A 17,048-nucleotide genomic window follows, 5' to 3' on the forward strand; every position below is an offset into this window, starting at 1 on the left:
AGGGGATACACCATGGATTTTCAACCTGATGCCAGCCTCGAAGCCTTCCGCGAGGACGTGCGCCGGTTCCTTCGCGACCAGGTTCCGGCCGATCTGAAAGGGCAGCAGCGCTGTGCACGCTCGCCCCGGGAGCAGATCGTGCGCTGGCAAAAGCTGCTGACCGAACGCGGTTGGGGCGCACCGTACTGGTCCAAAGAACAGGGCGGTACTGGCTGGTCGGTGCCGCAGATCCTGGTATTCGATGACGAATGCAGCGCTGCCGGCACGCCCACCCTGGATGGCTTCGTACACAAGCTGCTCGGCCCGGTGCTCAATGCGTTTGCCACGCCTGAGCAAAAGGCCGAGCACCTGCCTGCGGTGTTCAGCGGAGAGCGCATGTGGTGCCAGGGTTTTTCCGAACCCGGTGCCGGCTCGGACCTGGCGTCGCTGCGCACCCGCGCCGAGCGCGATGGCGATGTCTATGTGATCAACGGCCAGAAAACCTGGACCAGCTATGCCCACCACGCCGACTGGATCTTCATGCTGGTACGCACCAACCCGGACGTGAAAAAACAGGCGGGGATCAGCTTCCTGCTGGTGGACATGCGCACGCCGGGCATTACCGTACGGCCGATCCGCAGCATCGACGATGCCCATCATCTCAATGAAACCTTCTTCGACAACGTACGGGTGCCGGTCGGCAACCTGATCGGCGTCGAAGGGCAGGGTTGGACCATCACCAAGTTCCTGCTCAATAACGAACATGCGACCACCGCCGATCTGCCTGAGCTCAAGCGCTACATGCGCGAACTGCGATTGATCGGCTCGACGTTGCGGGTGGGCGACCAGCCGCTCTACGAGCGAGCGGAATTCGCCCTGAAGCTGGCGCGTCTGGACGCCGAGCTGCAAGCCATCGAAATGCTCGTGCAGCGGGTCGCGCGCCTGGAACAGCAGCACAATCCGGCGTCGCACACCCTGGGCTCGATGCTCAAGATCCGCGCCACCGAGTTTCAGCAACGCATCACCGAGGCGCAGATCGAGGCGCTGGGCGATTACGGCGCGATCGCCTATCCGCATCCCCATGAGGCCGATCCGCAGCAACCGTTCCCGCAGCAAGCACTTGCGCGAGGCATCAGCCACGACATGTTCCTGCGCCGGGCGTCGACCATTTACGGCGGCACCAGCGAAGTGCAGCGCGGCATTATCGCCAAGATGCTGTTCCAACTCTGATAGCAGGAAACCGGTATGGATTTCGAATTCACTTCGGAACAACAACTGTTGCAGGACAGCCTGCGACGTTATGTGGACAAGGCCTACAGTTTCGAGGCGCGTAACGCGCTGCTCAAGGCGGGCAAGAACGGTAGCACGGACAACTGGGGCCTCTTTGCCGCCAACGGCTGGCTGATGGCCGCGTTGCCGGAAGCCTATGGCGGGCTCGGCGGATCGCTGGTGGATACGGTGATCATCGCCCGGGAACTGGGTCGCGCTCTGGTGCTGGAGCCTTTTACCGGCTGTGGCGTGCTGGCGGCCCAGACCCTGCTGGCGGCAGGTACCGAGGCGCAAAAAGAGCGGCTGCTGCCGCAACTGGCCGATGGCACCTATCGGATCGCGCTGGCGTATAGCGAAGCGGGTTCACGGGGCATGCCGTTGCCGGTCACGCTACAGGCCGAGCGTCAAAATGAGGGCTTTCGCCTGACTGGGTGCAAGAGCCTGGTGCTCGGTGCTGTCGGTGCAAAAGCGTTCATCGTCTCTGCGCAGATACCGCAAACACCCGGTATCAGCCTGCTGCTGGTCGATGCGGATCGTCCGGGTCTGACCTGCCAGGCACTGCCCCTGCACGACGGCACCTGGGTGCAGGCATTGCACTTCGATGGCGTCGCAGTCGGCTTCGATGCCTTGCTGGGTGAAGCGGGGCAGGGCTTGCCCGCACTGCGCCAAGGCCTGGCCAACGGCATTGTCGCCCTGTGTGCGGAGCTGATCGGCGGCATGGAGAAGACCCTCGAAGTCACCGCCGACTATCTCAAGGTGCGCCAGCAATTCGGCGTGCCCATCGGCTCGTTCCAGGCCTTGCAGCACCGCATGGCCGACATGGCGGCGGAGCTGGAACTGGCGCGTTCGAGCCTGCACGTGGCCCTGGCATCGATGGCCAACGATGAGGAAACCACCCGCGACAAGACCGTTTCGGGCTGCAAGATGCTGATCTGTCGCGCGGCGAAATCCGTCTGCGGCCAGGGCATCCAGTTGCACGGCGGTATCGGCATGACCGAGGAATACCTGGTCGGGCACTACTACAAGCGGGCCATCGTCGCCGACTTGTTGCTGGGTAGCAGCGACAGCCACGAGGCCGCCTGCGCAGCCGCATTGCAGGTCGGGCTTCGCGCCTGATCTGCCGTTAAACAGACCATCGAGAGCACAACAACAATGAAAAGCTACGAAACCCTGGCCGAACTGCAAGGCCTGGTCGGCGAAGTCGTGGGCACCAGCGACTGGGTGACCATCGACCAGCAGCGCATCAACACCTTTGCCGAAGCCACCGGTGACCACCAGTGGATTCACACCGATCCCGAACGCGCCGCCAAAGGGCCGTTCGGTAAGCCGATTGCCCATGGTTTTCTGACCCTGAGCCTGTTGCCGACCTTCATGACCAACGCCTTCGAACTGAGCAATGTGAAGATGGGCGTGAACTACGGCATGAACAAAGTGCGCTTCGTGCAACCTGTGCCGGTGGACAGTCGCCTGCGCGGGCATTTCAAGGTGCAGTCCTTTGAACCGCTGGAGGGCAATGGCGCCCAGATCACCTATGAAATGACCGTGGAAATCGACGGCGCCGCCAAACCGGCCTGCGTGGCGGAAACCATTCTTCGGGTATTCGCCTGAGCCGACACCGCCAGCAAGACCGCTTTACCAAACGCCACGCGCATCCCGATGCCGCGTGGCGTTTGCGTTTTCAACCGGATGACGGGCTGCCCCTCCCTTGCCGCGCCAATAAGGGGGGGGCGAAAGGAGGGGTGGGTTGGTTAAAAAAACACTACCCGGACGGGACCCGATTTCGCCGTTTCTTGAAGGGCAGGGCGCGCTTTAGAAGACGCTCAAACCACATCCTGGAGGTTGGAGACATGATTAAACTGACAAGAACCCTGATCGCGGTCGGCCTGCTGGCCGCACACGCAGGCGTGCTCCATGCAGCAGTGACAGAGCAGGAAGCCAGGCAGCTGGGCACGACATTGACACCGGTGGGTGCCGAAATGGCCGGTAACGCCGATGGCACCATCCCGGCCTACACCGGCGGGCTACATACCCCGCCCCCGGGTTTCGACAAGGCCAAGGGCATCCGGCCCGATCCGTTCGCCAGCGAAAAGCCGCAATTCTCCATCGACGCCTCAAACGTTGATCAATATGCGGACAAACTCACCGAAGGCGCCAAGGCACTGATCAAGACCCGCCCGGGGTTTCGCATCGACGTGTATCCGACCCATCGCACCGTGGGTTATCCGCAATCGGTGCTGGACAACACCCTGAAAAATGCCACCCAGGCGCAGTTGACCAATAGCGACCAGTTCCTGCAGAACGCCCGTGCAGGTGTGCCATTCCCGATTCCCAAGCGTGGCATCGAGGTGATGTTCAATCACTTGACCCGCTACCAGGGTGTGGCCTACATCGCTCCCAAATATGGCGCGTACAACGTGGATGCAGCGGGCAAGCTCGTGACCTCGACCGAGGGTCGCTGGGTTTACGAAATGCCGTACTACGACACCACCAAGCCGGAGGCGCCGACCATCATCACCCGCGCGCGCGCCAACTACACAGGCCCGGCACGCCGCGCCGGCGAGGCCGTGATGACCTTCGACAGCATCGATACCGAGAAGGGCCGTCGCGCGTTCCAGTACCTGCCTGGCCAACGTCGCGTGCGCCTGGCGCCAGACCTGGCCTACGACACGCCGAACGCCAGTACCTCCGGCATGTCCACGGTCGATGACATCTACCTGTTCAACGGCAAGCTGGACCGTTTCGACTGGAAGCTGGTCGGCAAGAAGGAAATGTACGTTCCCTACAACACCTACCGCTTCACCTATGCCGAAGATCCACAGAACGTGTTCGGGCCGAAGTTCATCAACCCCGACCTGGTTCGCTGGGAACGTCACCGCGTGTGGGTCGTGGAGGCGACGCTCAAGGAAGGCCAGCGCCACGTGTATTCCAAGCGTACCTTCTATATCGACGAAGACAGCTGGACTGCGTTGGCGGTGGATCAATACGACGGCCGTGGCCAACTGTGGCGCCCTGGCTTCAGCTACATGACTGCCATGTATGACGTCGGCGCGATCAACAACTCACCGGGCGGCCACTACGACCTGATCGCCGGCACGTATTACATCAACGTCTGGCCTGGCAAAGGCGGCGTGCAGGTCATGGACAAGTTGAGTCCCGACAACGGCTGGACGTCCGATAGCCTGGCGGGTGCCGGCGTACGCTGACACCGCTGCGCGCGAAACGGAACCGACCTGTGGGAGCTGGCTTGCCAGCGAAGAGGGCGGCAGGGTCGACATCAATGTTGCCCGATAAATACACGCGGACCCTGTAGGCGCTGGCAAGCCAGCGCCTACAGGGTCCGTATTGTCAGAGGTTGCGCTGCGTCAATCCAGCCCAGAATCCTGCGCCACCCGCCGCAATCGCTGCCTGGCCGAGGATTTCGGCCCACTGTGCATCGCTGCCGAATTCGTCGCGCCAGGACCACAAGCGACGGGTCGTGAAGTGCAGGGTGTGCTCGTGGGTGAAGCCGATCGCACCGTGAACCTGATGGGCAACGGATGTCGCCAGGGTCGCAGCTTCGCCGGCGCAGACTTTCGCGACGGCCACATCGAACGACACACTGCTTCGGCTGCCAGACTCGGCCTGCAACGCCTCGCAGGCACTGCGCAACGCGACTTGCGTGGCCATGCGTGCGGCGCCGATGGCACCGGCCATTTGCGCAAGTTGCTGCTGGATCGCCTGGAACTTGCCGATGGCCTTGCCGAACTGTGCACGTTCATTGGCGTAAACGACGGCCTTGTCCAGACTCGACTCCAGCGCGCCGACCAACATGCAGGCACGCATCAACGCACCGAACAGCCACACAGGCTCCTCCACATCCGCCACTTGCAGTGAACCGACCGCCTGAGCGGGAGCACGAGTGAAGTGCAGGGTGTCCCGCTCCTCGCCAGCGAAATTGCTGCCGGTTTCCACACTGACCGGTGCCTGACAAAGATCGACCAGCGCCACCTGTCCGGCAGCATCGGCCACCGCTGCCCAACGACAGCTGCGTGCCCAGGGTACGTTGAATACGCGACCGTTCAGGTAGCCGTCGTCGGTCAATCGCAGGTCGCCCAGGTGACCGGTCTGAATCAGCGTGATCGGACCTTGCGGAACATGCAGGCCCGCCCGGGACAGCAGCAGCGAGGCGAGCATGGTTTCGCTCAAGGCCAGTGGCGCGTTCCAATAACCAATGGCGCGCAATACCGGGCTGACGTCCAGCCAACTGGCCGCGCTGCCACCTGCTTCCTCAGGCATCAGGGCGCCGGGCAGGCCGAGATCGGCCACCTGTTGCCACAACGCCGTTGCCCCGTGACCAGCGTCGAAACGTGCCAGTACCTGCGGGGTGATCTGTTCGGCGAACAGGCGCTCGACGCTGTCGGCAATCATCGATTGCAGTTCCGAGGGGGCGCTGTCGTCCACCGCTTGATAATTGAGTGCCTGGTTCATCGCAGTCCTAATCCTCTGGCAATGATGCCGCGAAGAATTTCGCGGGTGCCGCCACGCAGGGAGAACGACGGGGCGGTCTGGGTCAGGTAACGCAGCACCTGGTCGAGTCGGGAGCCGGGTTGGCGTTCACCGCCAAACAGGTCGTGGGCAAGGTCGGGCAGCGACTGTTCCAGCAGGGCCCCTTGGTCTTTCACCAGCGCCGCCGGCGTCGCAGGGTTGTCACCGCGAGCGAGCATGCCGGCGACACCCAGCGACATTTGTCGCAGCGCCGCATAGCGCGCTGCGACCCGGCCCAGGCTGACCGCGTGGCGACTGTTCTGCGGGTCGGCGGTGTCGAGCATTTCCAGGTACAACTGCGTGCAGCTCAGATAACGTTCCGGGCCGCTGCGCTCCAGCGCCAGTTCAGCGCCGACTTGCTTCCAGCCGTCGCCTGGCTGGCCGATGACAAAATCGTCCGGCACAAACACGTTATCGAGAAACACTTCATTGAAGTCGTGCTCGCCAAGCATGTTGTAGATCGGGCGGACCGTGACGCCGGTGGCCTGCAGGTCGATCAACAGTTGCGACAGGCCTGCGTGCCGATTCTTGTCGTCCTTCGGTCCGGTGCGCAGCAGCGTGACCATGTAGTGGCTGCGATGGGCGCCGGTGGTCCAGACCTTGCTGCCGTTGACGATCCAGCCGCCCTCGGTCTTCACGGCCCGGGTCTGCACCGACGCCAGGTCGGAACCCACGTTCGGTTCACTCATGCCAATGCAGAACAACAGCTCGCCACGGGCAATGGCAGGCAACAGCCTGGGCGCCAGCACGTCGGGGGAAAACTTCATCAACAGCGGGCCGGACTGACGCTCGGCGATCCAGTGGGCATTGACCGGTGCGCCGGCGGCCAACAGCTCTTCGAGCACCACATAGCGCTCCAGGGCACTGCGTTCGTGTCCGCCATAGCGCTTGGGCCAGGTCATGCCCAGCCAGCCACGCTCGCCCAGTTTGCGGCTGAACGCGGGATCGGCGCCGTTCCAGTTTTTGGCGCGTTCGTGGGCCGGGTAGTCCTTCAGTGTCTGGGCGACAAACTCACGCACTTCGGCGCGTAAAGCCTGTGCGTCGGCGTCCAGGTGACAGGGACGAATATCGAGTGCCTGCATGGCTTTTTGCTCGTGTGGAAAGGGGTAGGGTGGTTGATTTTCTAACTTGCTGAACGGACAACAAGTAAATAAGCTAACAGCAACCCTGGCAGCGATCAAGCCACCCGCCACCCGGAAAATCGTCCCCCCTTGATGGAGCTTTCATGTCGACAACTACTTCATTCATCCCCGGCCGCGGCCTGTCACTGGACCTCGACGGCCACGTCGCGACCCTGAGTTTCAGTCGTCCGCCCTATAATTTTTTTGATGCCGAACTGATCAATGACCTGGCCGATGCCCTGCAACACCTCGATGAGCAGCCCCAGTGCCGGGTGGTCATCCTGCAGGCTGAAGGCAAGGTGTTTTGCGCGGGGGCGGACTTCTCCGGGGCTGAGCAGTGCGACCCGCAATTCCCACGCCGGGTGTACAAGTCCGCCGTGCGCCTGTTTCGCACACGCAAGCCCATGATCTGCGTGGTAGAGGGCGCGGCAATCGGCGGCGGACTGGGTCTGGCGCTGGTCGCGGATTTCCGGGTGACCAGCGCAAAGGCCCGTTTCTGCGCCAATTTCAATCGCTTGGGCATTCATCAGGGCTTTGGGATTTCGGTTACCATGCCGCGCCTGGTCGGCCCGCAAATGGCGGCGCTGTTGATTGCCACCGGGCGGCGGATCGATGGCTGTGAAGCGGTGCGGATCGGCTTGGCCGATGTGCTTGCCGAGCCGGGTCAGGAGCGCCAAATGGCCCGCGAGCTGGCCGAGGAAATTGCCGCTTCGGCACCAAGGGCGGTCATGTCCAGCCGTGAAACCCTGCGCATGGGCCTGGCGGATGCGGTTGACCAGATCATTGACCGCGAAGCGTCCGAGCAGGAGTGGCAGATTGTCAGCGCCGATTTTGCCGAAGGCACCCGTGCCATGGCCGAACGCCGCACCCCCGTTTTTTCAGGTCAGTAAGGAATTGCCCGATGGAACCCGTTGAAAAACCCACCCAGCCGACGGCGCGTCGGACCCAGATCGAGCGCCGCGCCGAGGCAGAACAACGCCTGCTGATCGCTGCCCGGCAAATCGTCGCACGCAAGGGCTGGGTGGGCATGACGTTGTCAGAGGTCGGCGAGGAGGCGGGCTACAGCCGCGGCCTGGCCACCCATCATTTCGGTAACAAGGCCGGACTGCTGCGCGCCCTGGCGGGTTTCGTCAATGCCACGTTCATGGAGCTGGTCGAAGCCCGGTCGCCGCAATGGCGGCCAGGGCTGGATGCACTCAAGGGCTTCGTCAGTACTTACCTGTCGCGTCCTGATGGCGATTGGGTCAATACCCGCGCGCTGCTGGCACTGATGTCGGAAGCCGTGACCCAGGACTCGGAAACCGTGCAGATCCTCGCTGAATACAACCACTCGGTCATGGAACACCTGGCCGGCTACATTCGCGAAGGCATCGACACGGGCGAGATCCGCGCACAGGTCGATCCGATGGCCAGTGCCCTGCTGATCCTGGGCACGTTGCGCGGGATGATGCTGCAGTTTCTGCTGGATCCTGCGGGCATTGACCTGAAGCTGCTGCGCACGCAGTTGCTGATGTTCATCGAGCATGCATTGGCAACCTTGCCACCTGCTCACGTCTGATCCCCCGAGCTGGAACCGGACCTTGACCCCGCCACCCACGGCGGGTGGCGGGTTTTAGCAAGGGTCTTTGTTAGCGTGCTCCTCATGGTTCGCCTACCTGCAAGTCACGGCAGGGGCGATGAATGCCTGTTGTCAGGCCAGGACTCATTGAGGAAGACACATGCTGTCAGGTATCAGAATCGTAGAAATCTGCGGAATCGGCCCAGGCCCATTCTGTGCCATGCACCTGGCCGATCTGGGCGCGGATGTCATTGCCATCGAGCGCGCAGAGTCCGTGTCGATCACCGGCCAAGCCAATGCCCCGGACAACCCGTTGAACCGTGGCAAGCGTTCGGTGGTGGCCGACCTGAAGAGCCCTGAAGGGCGTGAAGCAGTGTTGAAACTCCTCGAAAGCGCCGACGCTGTCATCGAGGGCATGCGTCCTGGTGTCATGGAGCGACTGGGGCTTGGCCCGCTGGAATGCCAGGCGCGCAATCCGCGGCTGGTCTACGGGCGCATGACGGGATGGGGGCAGGACGGTCCAATGGCCTGTGCTGCCGGCCATGACAATAACTACATTGCCTTGTCCGGCGCCCTCTATCACAGCGGCACAGCCGGGGAGGCCCCGTCGTCGCCGATCACCCTGATCGGTGACGTCGGTGGCGGGGCGCTGTACCTGGCCATCGGTTTGCTGGCCGGTATCCTCAGCGCACGGCAGACGGGTAAAGGCACCGTGGTCGATGCGGCCATCGTCGACGGCTCGGCGCACATGATGCAGCTGATGATGTCTCTGTCCCGCCGGGGTTTGCTGCAGGAGGCGCGTGGCAAAAGCGTTCACGATGGCTCGCATTTCTATGCCACCTATCGTTGCGCCGACGATCAGTACGTGGCCCTCGGTTCGATGGAACCGCAGTTCTATGCATTGCTCATGCACAAGCTCGGCTTGCAGGATGATCCACGATTCGCCAAACAGTGGGACATGGAGCGCTGGGACGAACTGCGAGACCTGTTGGCCGATCTATTTGCCAGCCAGCCGCGCGAACACTGGTGTGATCTGCTGGAAGGCACCGACGTGTGCTTTGCCCCGGTATTGAGCCCGCGTGAAGCCTCCGAGCACCGGCACATGGTGGAGCGGGGCGTGTATTTCGAACGCGATGGCATGCTGCAAGCCAGCCCGGCACCGCGTTTCGACGGCCAACGGATCACCCCCGGCGCGATCCCCACCCGTGGCGCGCACACCGCCCAGGTCATGGACGCGCTCGGAGCCCGGGACCTTGCCGGCCTCTGGCGGTCGTAGGTGAACTATTCAGACAGAGGAACGACCACGGTAAGCCAGACGTTCCAGCCCTCTGGTCGATTCTTTGCGTCAAACTCGTCGTAACCCTTGAGGTTGGCGTACCAGAGATCTTTACCCACCTTGAAGAAATGCCCGATCTGGGGGCCGATGCCATTGACCCTGGATTTGAAGTCGCCAAAGGTAGCGCCGCTTCCGCTATCGCCCGTGACCTGATGGTAGACGTAGCCGACCAGGCCAAGGTGGGTCTGGTCGGTGATGAAGTGCGATGCACTCAAATCCAGGTGAGCGTCGATACCGTTCTGATAGTCGGTGTCGGTGTTTTCCCAGTTGTAGGTCATGCCCGCGACGGCGGAGAACTCGTTTTTCTTGTCGAAATAGGTGTAGCCACCCCCCGCATCCAGGGACGCATGCCCCAAGCCGATATTGACCAGGCGATCAGGGTCGTAGGCGCCGACCGGAACATTGCCCATCGTGTAGGCCATGAAATTGTGAACCCCATGGTTCCATTTCAACGTGCCCATATAAAGCAGGTCGCTGGCCCCCTTCAACGTGTCTTCCGTGCCGCCGGAAAAGGCCCGGCCCCGAGGCCCGGTCAGCGTGACATCGACACTGGCTTCGTCACGCGCTACCGCAGCACCCACCGCAATGGCGGCCTGGGCGCCGAGCAGCGGTTCGGCAAAGGTGTAGGTAGGGAAGGCGAACAACAGGTCTGCTGTGGCATCAAGGCCGAAGGTGGTCCGGCCACCGCGTGGAACGCCTTTGTTGGCGTCGTCCTTGGCGCTGACATGATAGTAAACCAGCGGCATGCTCCAGCCGGGTTCGGTAGGCGCCGCGGCCAATGCCCCGAACTGGCCCGGTAGCCAGAAACTGATGCCGCCGTCATCGGCCTGGGCCAGCGCGGCTGGCAACAAGACTGCCAAACCCAATGCATGTTTTGTTCTTGAATTCATCCAGATCCTCGATTCTCGGAAAGCCTGCATCCTGACAGTGCGCCCTAAAGAGTAGCTCCTACCCAAAAAACCATTGACGGGACGCTGCTCTTTTTTTCCCTTCAGCAGTCACCACCCGAAGGCTGAATCCTGCACTCAGGTCAGCCACCCATTTTGAACTCACGCCCCAGGGGATGACTCCTAACTCACAAGGCACTGCATGACAATGATTTAGCAATGACCCAGCTACAGCTGCATGGCCGCGAGCCCGGCACGATATTCGAAACCCATCTTCCAGCACGCCTGGATCGCTTGCCGTGGGGCCGTTTTCATACCTTGCTGGTATGCGCGCTGGGCATCACCTGGTTGCTCGACGGCCTGGAAGTGACCCTGGCCGGCTCGGTGTCCGGCGCGCTGAAAAACAGCCCCGACCTGCACATGAGCAATGTCGATATAGGCCTGGCCGGCGGCATCTACATCGCCGGCGCCGTGCTCGGTGCGTTTGGGTGCGCAGTCGCGATGAAATTGATCGCCAACTATCTCGTGACTATTCACACCTTGGCCGCAGCTGAGGCGTTAAACCTTGGCGTGAAAGCGGGCTTCAGCGCACAGCAGGTGGTTGAGGTGATTCGCCAAAGCGCGGGTGGCTCAACGATGTTCAGCGCAAGAGCACCGATGATGGCTGATCGTCATTTCCTGCCGGCACCAGGACCTTTTGCCACGCTGGAAAAGTACATCGACATGGCCAGTGAACTGTCCGAGGAATTCGGTAGCGCCGCGCCTTTGTTCAATGCCGCCAAGCCCTACTTTCTAAGGGCTATCGAAGAAGGCATCGGTGAAGAAGATATCTCGGCAGTGATCAAGTTGATCGAAGCCGACTCCAAGGCCGAGTCCCAGGCACCTTCCAAAAAAGAGAAAACAACATGCTGATTGAACAACGTACCTATCAACTCAAGCCAGGCGTCCTGCACGAATTCCTGCGTGCTTACGAGGAGGAGGGGCTGCCACTTCAGGGCGAGGCACTGGGCAACCTGATCGGTTATTTCAAGCCGGAAACGGGGGACATCAATCGGGTCATTCAGTTGTGGGGATATTCCAGCTACGAGGACCGTGCCCATCGCCGCGCGGCGCTGTCCAGTGATCCAAGATGGCGTACGTTCCTTGGCAAGAACGGCCATCTGGTGGTTGCCCAGCAGGTGGAACTGTTGAGCGCCGCACCCTTTTCCCCTATTCGTTAAAAAGGAGCGTCCAAGATGATTCGTTCTCTACAACACGTAGGCGTGACTGTTCCGGATCTGGAAGTGGGTCGCTCCTTCTACGAAGCTGTCGGGCTTGAAGCCCGCATGGCCGGTGATCATTTGGTGTTGCGCTGTAAGGGGCGCGCCCAGGATCAAGTGCGACTGATGCCCGGCACCACAAAGCGCCTGAGTTATATCTCGTTTGGTACCGATGCTGAGGGCCTGCAGACTATTCGAGAAAACCTGAGCTACCACGGTGTGGTCATCCATCCGGCACCGTTTGATATCGGGCAAGACGGAGTGTGGTTTCGTGATCCGTCCGGCGATTGGGTTCACGTCACCGACGCCGACTCCATGCCGTTAGCTCCTTTGCCGACGCCAGAGTCGAACACCCCGGGCCGTTACCGCCGCATCGGTCAGCGCGGATGCACACCGTCCTCGAAGTTGCGTCGAGTGACACCGTTGCGCCTGGGGCACTTGATCAAGTTCACCCCCGATGTGGACCGTTCGATTGATTTCTATACCCGGGTACTAGGGATGAAAGTCTCTGATCGCGCGGGGGACAAGATAGCCTTTCTGCGGTGTGGCTGTGGCGGTGATCACCATGTACTGGGCCTGGCCAAGAGCAGTCATAGCGGTCTGCATCATCTCAGTTTTGAGGTGATGGGTATTGATGAGATCGAATTGGGCGCTCAACACCTGATGAGCCTGGGCTACGAAAGCGCGTTTGGCCTTGGACGACATGTGGCCGGCTCCAATTACTTTCATTACATCCGCGACCCTTGGGACAGCATGGTCGAATACTTCTGGGACATCGATGTCATTCCCGAAGATGACAGCGAATGGCTGGCTATCGACGGGGCACCACCAGACCTGATCGCCGTGTGGGCAACCAACCCACCTCCTGAAGCCTTCATTCAGAATTTCGAGGCGGCGCGTGATGAGTGATAGCTCTACGACCAAGGAACTGCTGGCAGGGATGTTGAACAAGCCGCTGTTCGTGGTCATGCGTACGCCACGGGACCTGACCCGCGTGCCAGAGCTGTTGGACGCCCACTTGAAGTGGGCGATTCTGGCGCAACAACGCGGCGAGTTGTTCGCTTCCGGGCCCTTTGTCTCGGATCAAACCTTCCCGGTGAGCTGGGGGGTATGAGCATTTTGCGTGCGGCAGATCATGCCGAAGCGCTGCGCATTCAACATCACCGGGAAGAGCGCATTTATCTTCGGGCTAGCCTGCACATACCTCACAGATCACACGTGTCTTGCGCCCCAACGTCACCTTCAACCTGTATCCGATAAAAAACAAAATGCCGGTCAGCTTAACTAACCGGCATTAGCTCTGAGTCCTGTTTTTTCTTGAAATTCTTTTTGTTTATCGCCCCGTTGCCTGCAGCGGGTATCCCCTGTAACAATACCTCTTTGCATCTTTGGCAACCATGTTAGGGCTGAGGCGTAGCTCTAGCAGTTAGGCGTACCAATTCGCAAATGTTAACTAGGGACTCTAATTCAAAAACTTTCCGCTCTATCTCTTCAATTTTTGATAAGGGAAGATGCCCTTCACATAATGCCCGGAACTTGTTCGTGAGCCGTTTTTTCTGCGCGTTGAGGTCATTTTCCGGACGGCTCGAATCATGTTTTCGCTCTACTTCACGTCCGTCCCGCAACTTGATGCGCACTATGGTTTCCGGCACTCGCAATCCCGGATCGAAAATCACTTGTGTCAATTCTTGCAAAGCCAAAATCTGTGGATCTGCTATGTTTTCGTCATTGAAAGCACTTGGGTCTGCTGTGTTTTTGCCGAGCAAGGCCATCGCCACCGTATGTTTAAGGCTGAATTTGGCCTGCAGCGGCGTTAAAGGACAAGCAATATTACAGATATCGTCGCAATGTGGATTCACGTGAATATCTAGCGCAACAACATTGGATGCCTCTACATTTTCAGTGCGAGCGAGGTAGAGTGCGCATTCAATAGCTGAGTGAGTCTCGTAACATGAGTTGTGGTATTTGAAAAGATTGGTTTCCAGATGATAGTCATAAACAGGCGCTTCGTCCGTGGTCTTCACAGCGAAGTCCGCTACATAACGAGGAGACCTCAGTGCGCAAAGTTCAGCCCAATCGGACGAGTGCGTCCGGGCGAAGCCAAGGCGATGACCTATCATGTCCTCCGGCACATCTACCCCTTTCTGAGCCAACATTGCGGCTACAAGACCGCCACGTGCAGCCTCCCCAACTTGCAACGCCTTGCATGAAGATCCAAATGCTGCCTTCAACCCTGCCGCACGAGTTGATGCAATCCCCAGCGCCCGTGACGTAGCATCCGCGTCAAGTCCAAGCAAACGAGAAGCCGCAGCAGCAGCTCCGAAACAGCCCATTGTTGCTGTCGCGTGAAAGCCGCTCGAATAATGATTAGGTGCAATCAACTGGCCAACTCGACAGGAAATTTCGTAACCGGCAATAAACGCCTCCAAAACGCGTGCACCGCTGGCATGGAGTTCTTCGCCAAGCGCCAACGCCGCTGCAAGCACTGGCGCGGAGGCATGGCCAGGCACGGAAAAATTTACGTCGTCGTAGTCTAGCGCATGCGATGCCGTGCCATTGATCGACGCCGCCGCAGAGGCTGGAAGACGATCCAGACTGCCTATAAGAGTGCAGCGAGGGAGACCTCCTTCCGACACCATAAACTCGACAAGCTTATCTGTAATTGACTCATCGGCACCGGCTATGCTGACACCCAGCCAGTCAAGTACGGCTTGGCGAGCAATACCCAGCACGTGTGGAGGAATATTCTCTAACCGGATGCTAACTGCTAAAGAGGCCAACTCAAAGGTGATGTTTTCTTTTTTATTTTCCATAATACCCTAACCGAAATGTAATTTTTCGCTTTTCAGATGTTTGCCGAAACCAAAATTATCAAACGTGCGAACTATTTAAACGCCCCCTAAGTTTGGATTTTTTCTGAATCAGAACATTGCACCGCAATTTTTTAATGCGTTCGAGCCACTTATCTAAACTACGAACCGACTCAGGGAAGCATCAAGCAATGCTCGCGCAAGCTCAAGCGACTAAAAGTCTTGATTCGTTTGAAAAAAGCTCAACTGCTAGAGTGGAGTTAAACCATCCTCTTTAAAACCGATCTCCCTCTAGCTTGATTTTTCCTCAACCATCTGAGGCGTAAAACTCGATTGTCAGCAGCGTGCGTTAACTTTGTAATTGAGTCGTCACGTGACCATTTCAGCCTTTGTCGTCGAGATCTGAGACCAGAGACCAGAGACCAGAGACCAGAGACCAGAGACCAGAGACCAGAGACCCGAGACCCGAGACCCGAGACCAGAGACCCGAGACCCGAGACCCGAGACCCGAATTAATCTGTTGTTCTTAATTATAACTTTCCAGCTACAATAATAACGAGAGCACTTGCATGACCATAAAAAAAAGAAAGCCGGTTTACAAGAACCTGACTTTTCAGGTTGTCGCTGCCATGGGGTTGGGAATCGCTTTAGGGTTCTTCGCACCAGAACTAGCGACTAAATTCAAAATCTTTGGAGATATCTTTCTGAAGCTAATAAAGACTGCCGTGGCCCCCTTGGTCTTTTTTACGGTAGTTCAGGGTATCGCTTCCGCGGGCGATATTAAACGAGTCGGTAAGGTGGGCGTGAGGGCGATAGTTTATTTTGAAGTTGTTTCAACGATCGCATTAGCCATAGGACTCCTGTGGGGCAATCTGCTTAATATCGGTGCCAACATGCATGGCGCCCACCCCAGTAGCGCTGCAACGGCGGCGGCCAACTCGGCTGTAGCCAAGGCCCATGCCCCCACATCGACCATGGAGTTCTTTTTTGGAATTTTTCCAGATAATTTTGTGGGTGCGTTCTCAGGTGGGCAAATGCTCCAGGTGCTCGTTATTTCTGTGGTATTTGGCTTCGCCCTTCTGGCTCTTAAGCCGGAACGTCGAAACTTCATTGACGACGGATTGACTCGGATATCTGAATGCTTCTTTGAGTTCATCAACTTGATTATGAAACTTGCTCCACTCGGAGCCTTCGGTTCCGTTGCCTACGCCGTCGGGAGCAACGGCAGTGCCGTATTGATGTCGTTGGCAAATCTTGTACTTATGTTCTACGTCATTGTCGCTTTTTTTATCTTTGTAATTTTAGGTGTGATATGCCGTATGTCCGGGTTCAGTCTGTGGCGATTCTTGAAGTACATCAAGGACGAAATCCTAATCGTTTTAGGCACTGCCTCGTCAGAAAGTGCCCTACCTCGTCTTCTGCAAAAGCTTGAAAAATTTGGCTGCTCTAAGCAGAGCGTCGGATTGGTGTTGCCCACTGGCTACGCGTTTAATCTTGATGGCACTTCGATTTACATGTCGCTTTGCATGTTATTCATTGCCAATGCCTATGGCGTTCCACTCAGCTGGGACCAGCAACTAGGGATTCTAGCGATCATGCTACTGACATCCAAAGGAGCGGCAACAGTCAATGGTGGCAGTTTTGTCGTTTTCGCGGCAACGGTGAGCGCGATCGGGGTGTTGCCGGTCGAGGGGCTCGCGTTGATTTTTGGAGTGTATCGGTTTATGTCCATGGCGAATGCAATCTGCAACACAATCGGTAATAGTGTGGCTACCGTAGTGGTATCTAGATGGGCGGGAGAGTTTTCAGAACAGACCGCACAGATTGAATATGAACGCACACTTGGACGAACACCCAATGCAGCCCTTTAATTTTCTTCGACGCGGGCCAGTGATTTTCGAAATGTGATTTGGCACGACTGCCTCGATTTCACCGACGTGTGAATGCAGGAAGGATCCGTAAAATAGGCCTGACAGTGTGCCTACTTAAATTAAGTGCACCATGTCGAGGCCTTTACGGGGAAGAGTCTGCGTCGGTGCTTCCCGGGTGGCAGTGTATTGCGGCTGTCAAACAACGGTTTGACGTGTCCGTTATCGAAATCATTGACGGAAAGCCACCATGTACCAATGAAGCCAAACACTCGCACCGTGGCCGCCCCCAGCGATCGTTTTTTTCGAACCGTTAACTAATGTCTATTACTGGCGTTTCATTCTGGCCTAGGAAAAGCTTGACTCCGCCAAACGTCTGCATGCAAGGATTGCGTGCGCGGACGATATGGTTATCTGCTGCCACCCCGTATCCGTCC

General features: G+C 58.7%; 16 protein-coding genes and 1 pseudogene. 13 read left to right on the top strand and 4 right to left on the bottom strand.

Translation table 11 applies throughout. The features are described 5' to 3' along the window. Positions 1-12: 12 nt before the first annotated feature. The 4 genes from BJ917_RS00840 (at position 13) to BJ917_RS00855 (ending at position 4,451) form a co-directional block, all read left to right on the top strand. Positions 13-1,209: an acyl-CoA dehydrogenase family protein gene (locus BJ917_RS00840; protein WP_121101074.1), complete on the top strand. Its 1,197-nt coding sequence runs from the start codon at positions 13-15 to the stop codon at positions 1,207-1,209. 15 nt (positions 1,210-1,224) lie between these two features. Next, complete coding sequence (locus tag BJ917_RS00845) at positions 1,225-2,364, top strand: acyl-CoA dehydrogenase family protein (protein ID WP_121101077.1); 1,140 nt, start codon at positions 1,225-1,227, stop codon at positions 2,362-2,364. A gap of 36 nt (positions 2,365-2,400) precedes the next feature. Next, entirely contained in the window at positions 2,401-2,856 is a 456-nt protein-coding gene (locus BJ917_RS00850; protein ID WP_121101080.1) for a MaoC family dehydratase, read from the top strand. 242 nt (positions 2,857-3,098) lie between these two features. Continuing rightward, a complete protein-coding gene (locus BJ917_RS00855; RefSeq protein ID WP_372237695.1) occupies positions 3,099-4,451 on the top strand; it encodes a DUF1329 domain-containing protein in 1,353 nt (450 codons plus the stop codon). Positions 4,452-4,593: 142 nt separating this feature from the next. Here BJ917_RS00855 and BJ917_RS00860 read toward each other — a convergent pair whose 3' ends face one another. Both BJ917_RS00860 and BJ917_RS00865 read right to left on the bottom strand, forming a co-directional pair. Next, entirely contained in the window at positions 4,594-5,715 is a 1,122-nt protein-coding gene (locus BJ917_RS00860) for an acyl-CoA dehydrogenase family protein (RefSeq protein WP_121101086.1), read from the bottom strand. Further along, positions 5,712-6,854, bottom strand: coding sequence for an acyl-CoA dehydrogenase family protein (locus BJ917_RS00865; protein ID WP_121101088.1), 1,143 nt, complete (start codon positions 6,852-6,854; stop codon positions 5,712-5,714). The genes BJ917_RS00860 and BJ917_RS00865 overlap by 4 nt, the downstream gene beginning before the upstream one ends. Before the next feature lie 143 nt (positions 6,855-6,997). Between BJ917_RS00865 and BJ917_RS00870 the strand changes: the two genes are divergently transcribed. The 3 genes from BJ917_RS00870 (at position 6,998) to BJ917_RS00880 (ending at position 9,727) form a co-directional block, all read left to right on the top strand. Continuing rightward, on the top strand, positions 6,998-7,783 hold the full coding sequence (locus tag BJ917_RS00870; protein WP_121101091.1) for an enoyl-CoA hydratase/isomerase family protein: 786 nt from the start codon (positions 6,998-7,000) through the stop codon (positions 7,781-7,783). 11 nt (positions 7,784-7,794) lie between these two features. Then, positions 7,795-8,451, top strand: coding sequence for a TetR/AcrR family transcriptional regulator (locus tag BJ917_RS00875; protein ID WP_121101094.1), 657 nt, complete (start codon positions 7,795-7,797; stop codon positions 8,449-8,451). A 160-nt stretch (positions 8,452-8,611) separates the two neighbouring features. Next, positions 8,612-9,727, top strand: a complete 1,116-nt coding sequence (locus BJ917_RS00880) for a CaiB/BaiF CoA-transferase family protein (RefSeq protein ID WP_121101096.1) — start codon at positions 8,612-8,614, stop codon at positions 9,725-9,727. Positions 9,728-9,732: 5 nt separating this feature from the next. On the opposite strand, the gene BJ917_RS00885 is transcribed toward BJ917_RS00880, so the two are convergent. After that, a complete protein-coding gene (locus tag BJ917_RS00885) occupies positions 9,733-10,677 on the bottom strand; it encodes a transporter (RefSeq protein WP_096511575.1) in 945 nt (314 codons plus the stop codon). A 216-nt stretch (positions 10,678-10,893) separates the two neighbouring features. Between BJ917_RS00885 and BJ917_RS31940 the strand changes: the two are divergent. The 5 genes and pseudogenes from BJ917_RS31940 to BJ917_RS00905 all read left to right on the top strand — a co-directional run. Then, a pseudogene (locus tag BJ917_RS31940) lies at positions 10,894-11,157 on the top strand (MFS transporter); the annotation flags it as partial. Positions 11,158-11,175: 18 nt separating this feature from the next. Continuing rightward, on the top strand, positions 11,176-11,586 hold the full coding sequence (locus tag BJ917_RS00890) for an NAD-binding protein (RefSeq protein ID WP_256658526.1): 411 nt from the start codon (positions 11,176-11,178) through the stop codon (positions 11,584-11,586). After that, positions 11,580-11,894, top strand: a complete 315-nt coding sequence (locus tag BJ917_RS00895; protein ID WP_121101099.1) for an NIPSNAP family protein — start codon at positions 11,580-11,582, stop codon at positions 11,892-11,894. Before BJ917_RS00890 ends, BJ917_RS00895 begins: the two co-directional genes overlap by 7 nt. 15 nt (positions 11,895-11,909) lie before the next feature. Then, on the top strand, positions 11,910-12,842 hold the full coding sequence (locus tag BJ917_RS00900) for a VOC family protein (protein WP_121101101.1): 933 nt from the start codon (positions 11,910-11,912) through the stop codon (positions 12,840-12,842). Beyond that, a complete protein-coding gene (locus BJ917_RS00905) occupies positions 12,835-13,047 on the top strand; it encodes a hypothetical protein (protein ID WP_256658478.1) in 213 nt (70 codons plus the stop codon). The genes BJ917_RS00900 and BJ917_RS00905 overlap by 8 nt, the downstream gene beginning before the upstream one ends. 286 nt (positions 13,048-13,333) lie before the next feature. Here the strand turns inward: BJ917_RS00905 and BJ917_RS00910 are convergent, their stop codons facing one another. Further along, complete coding sequence (locus BJ917_RS00910; protein WP_121101104.1) at positions 13,334-14,746, bottom strand: MmgE/PrpD family protein; 1,413 nt, start codon at positions 14,744-14,746, stop codon at positions 13,334-13,336. A gap of 566 nt (positions 14,747-15,312) precedes the next feature. On the opposite strand from BJ917_RS00910, the gene BJ917_RS00915 reads away from it, so the two are divergent. Beyond that, complete coding sequence (locus tag BJ917_RS00915) at positions 15,313-16,614, top strand: cation:dicarboxylate symporter family transporter (RefSeq protein WP_008018061.1); 1,302 nt, start codon at positions 15,313-15,315, stop codon at positions 16,612-16,614. Positions 16,615-17,048 lie beyond the last annotated feature (434 nt).

The sequence above is a fragment of the Pseudomonas sp. WPR_5_2 genome (genome assembly GCF_003634475.1).
GTDB lineage: Bacteria > Pseudomonadota > Gammaproteobacteria > Pseudomonadales > Pseudomonadaceae > Aquipseudomonas > Aquipseudomonas izuensis.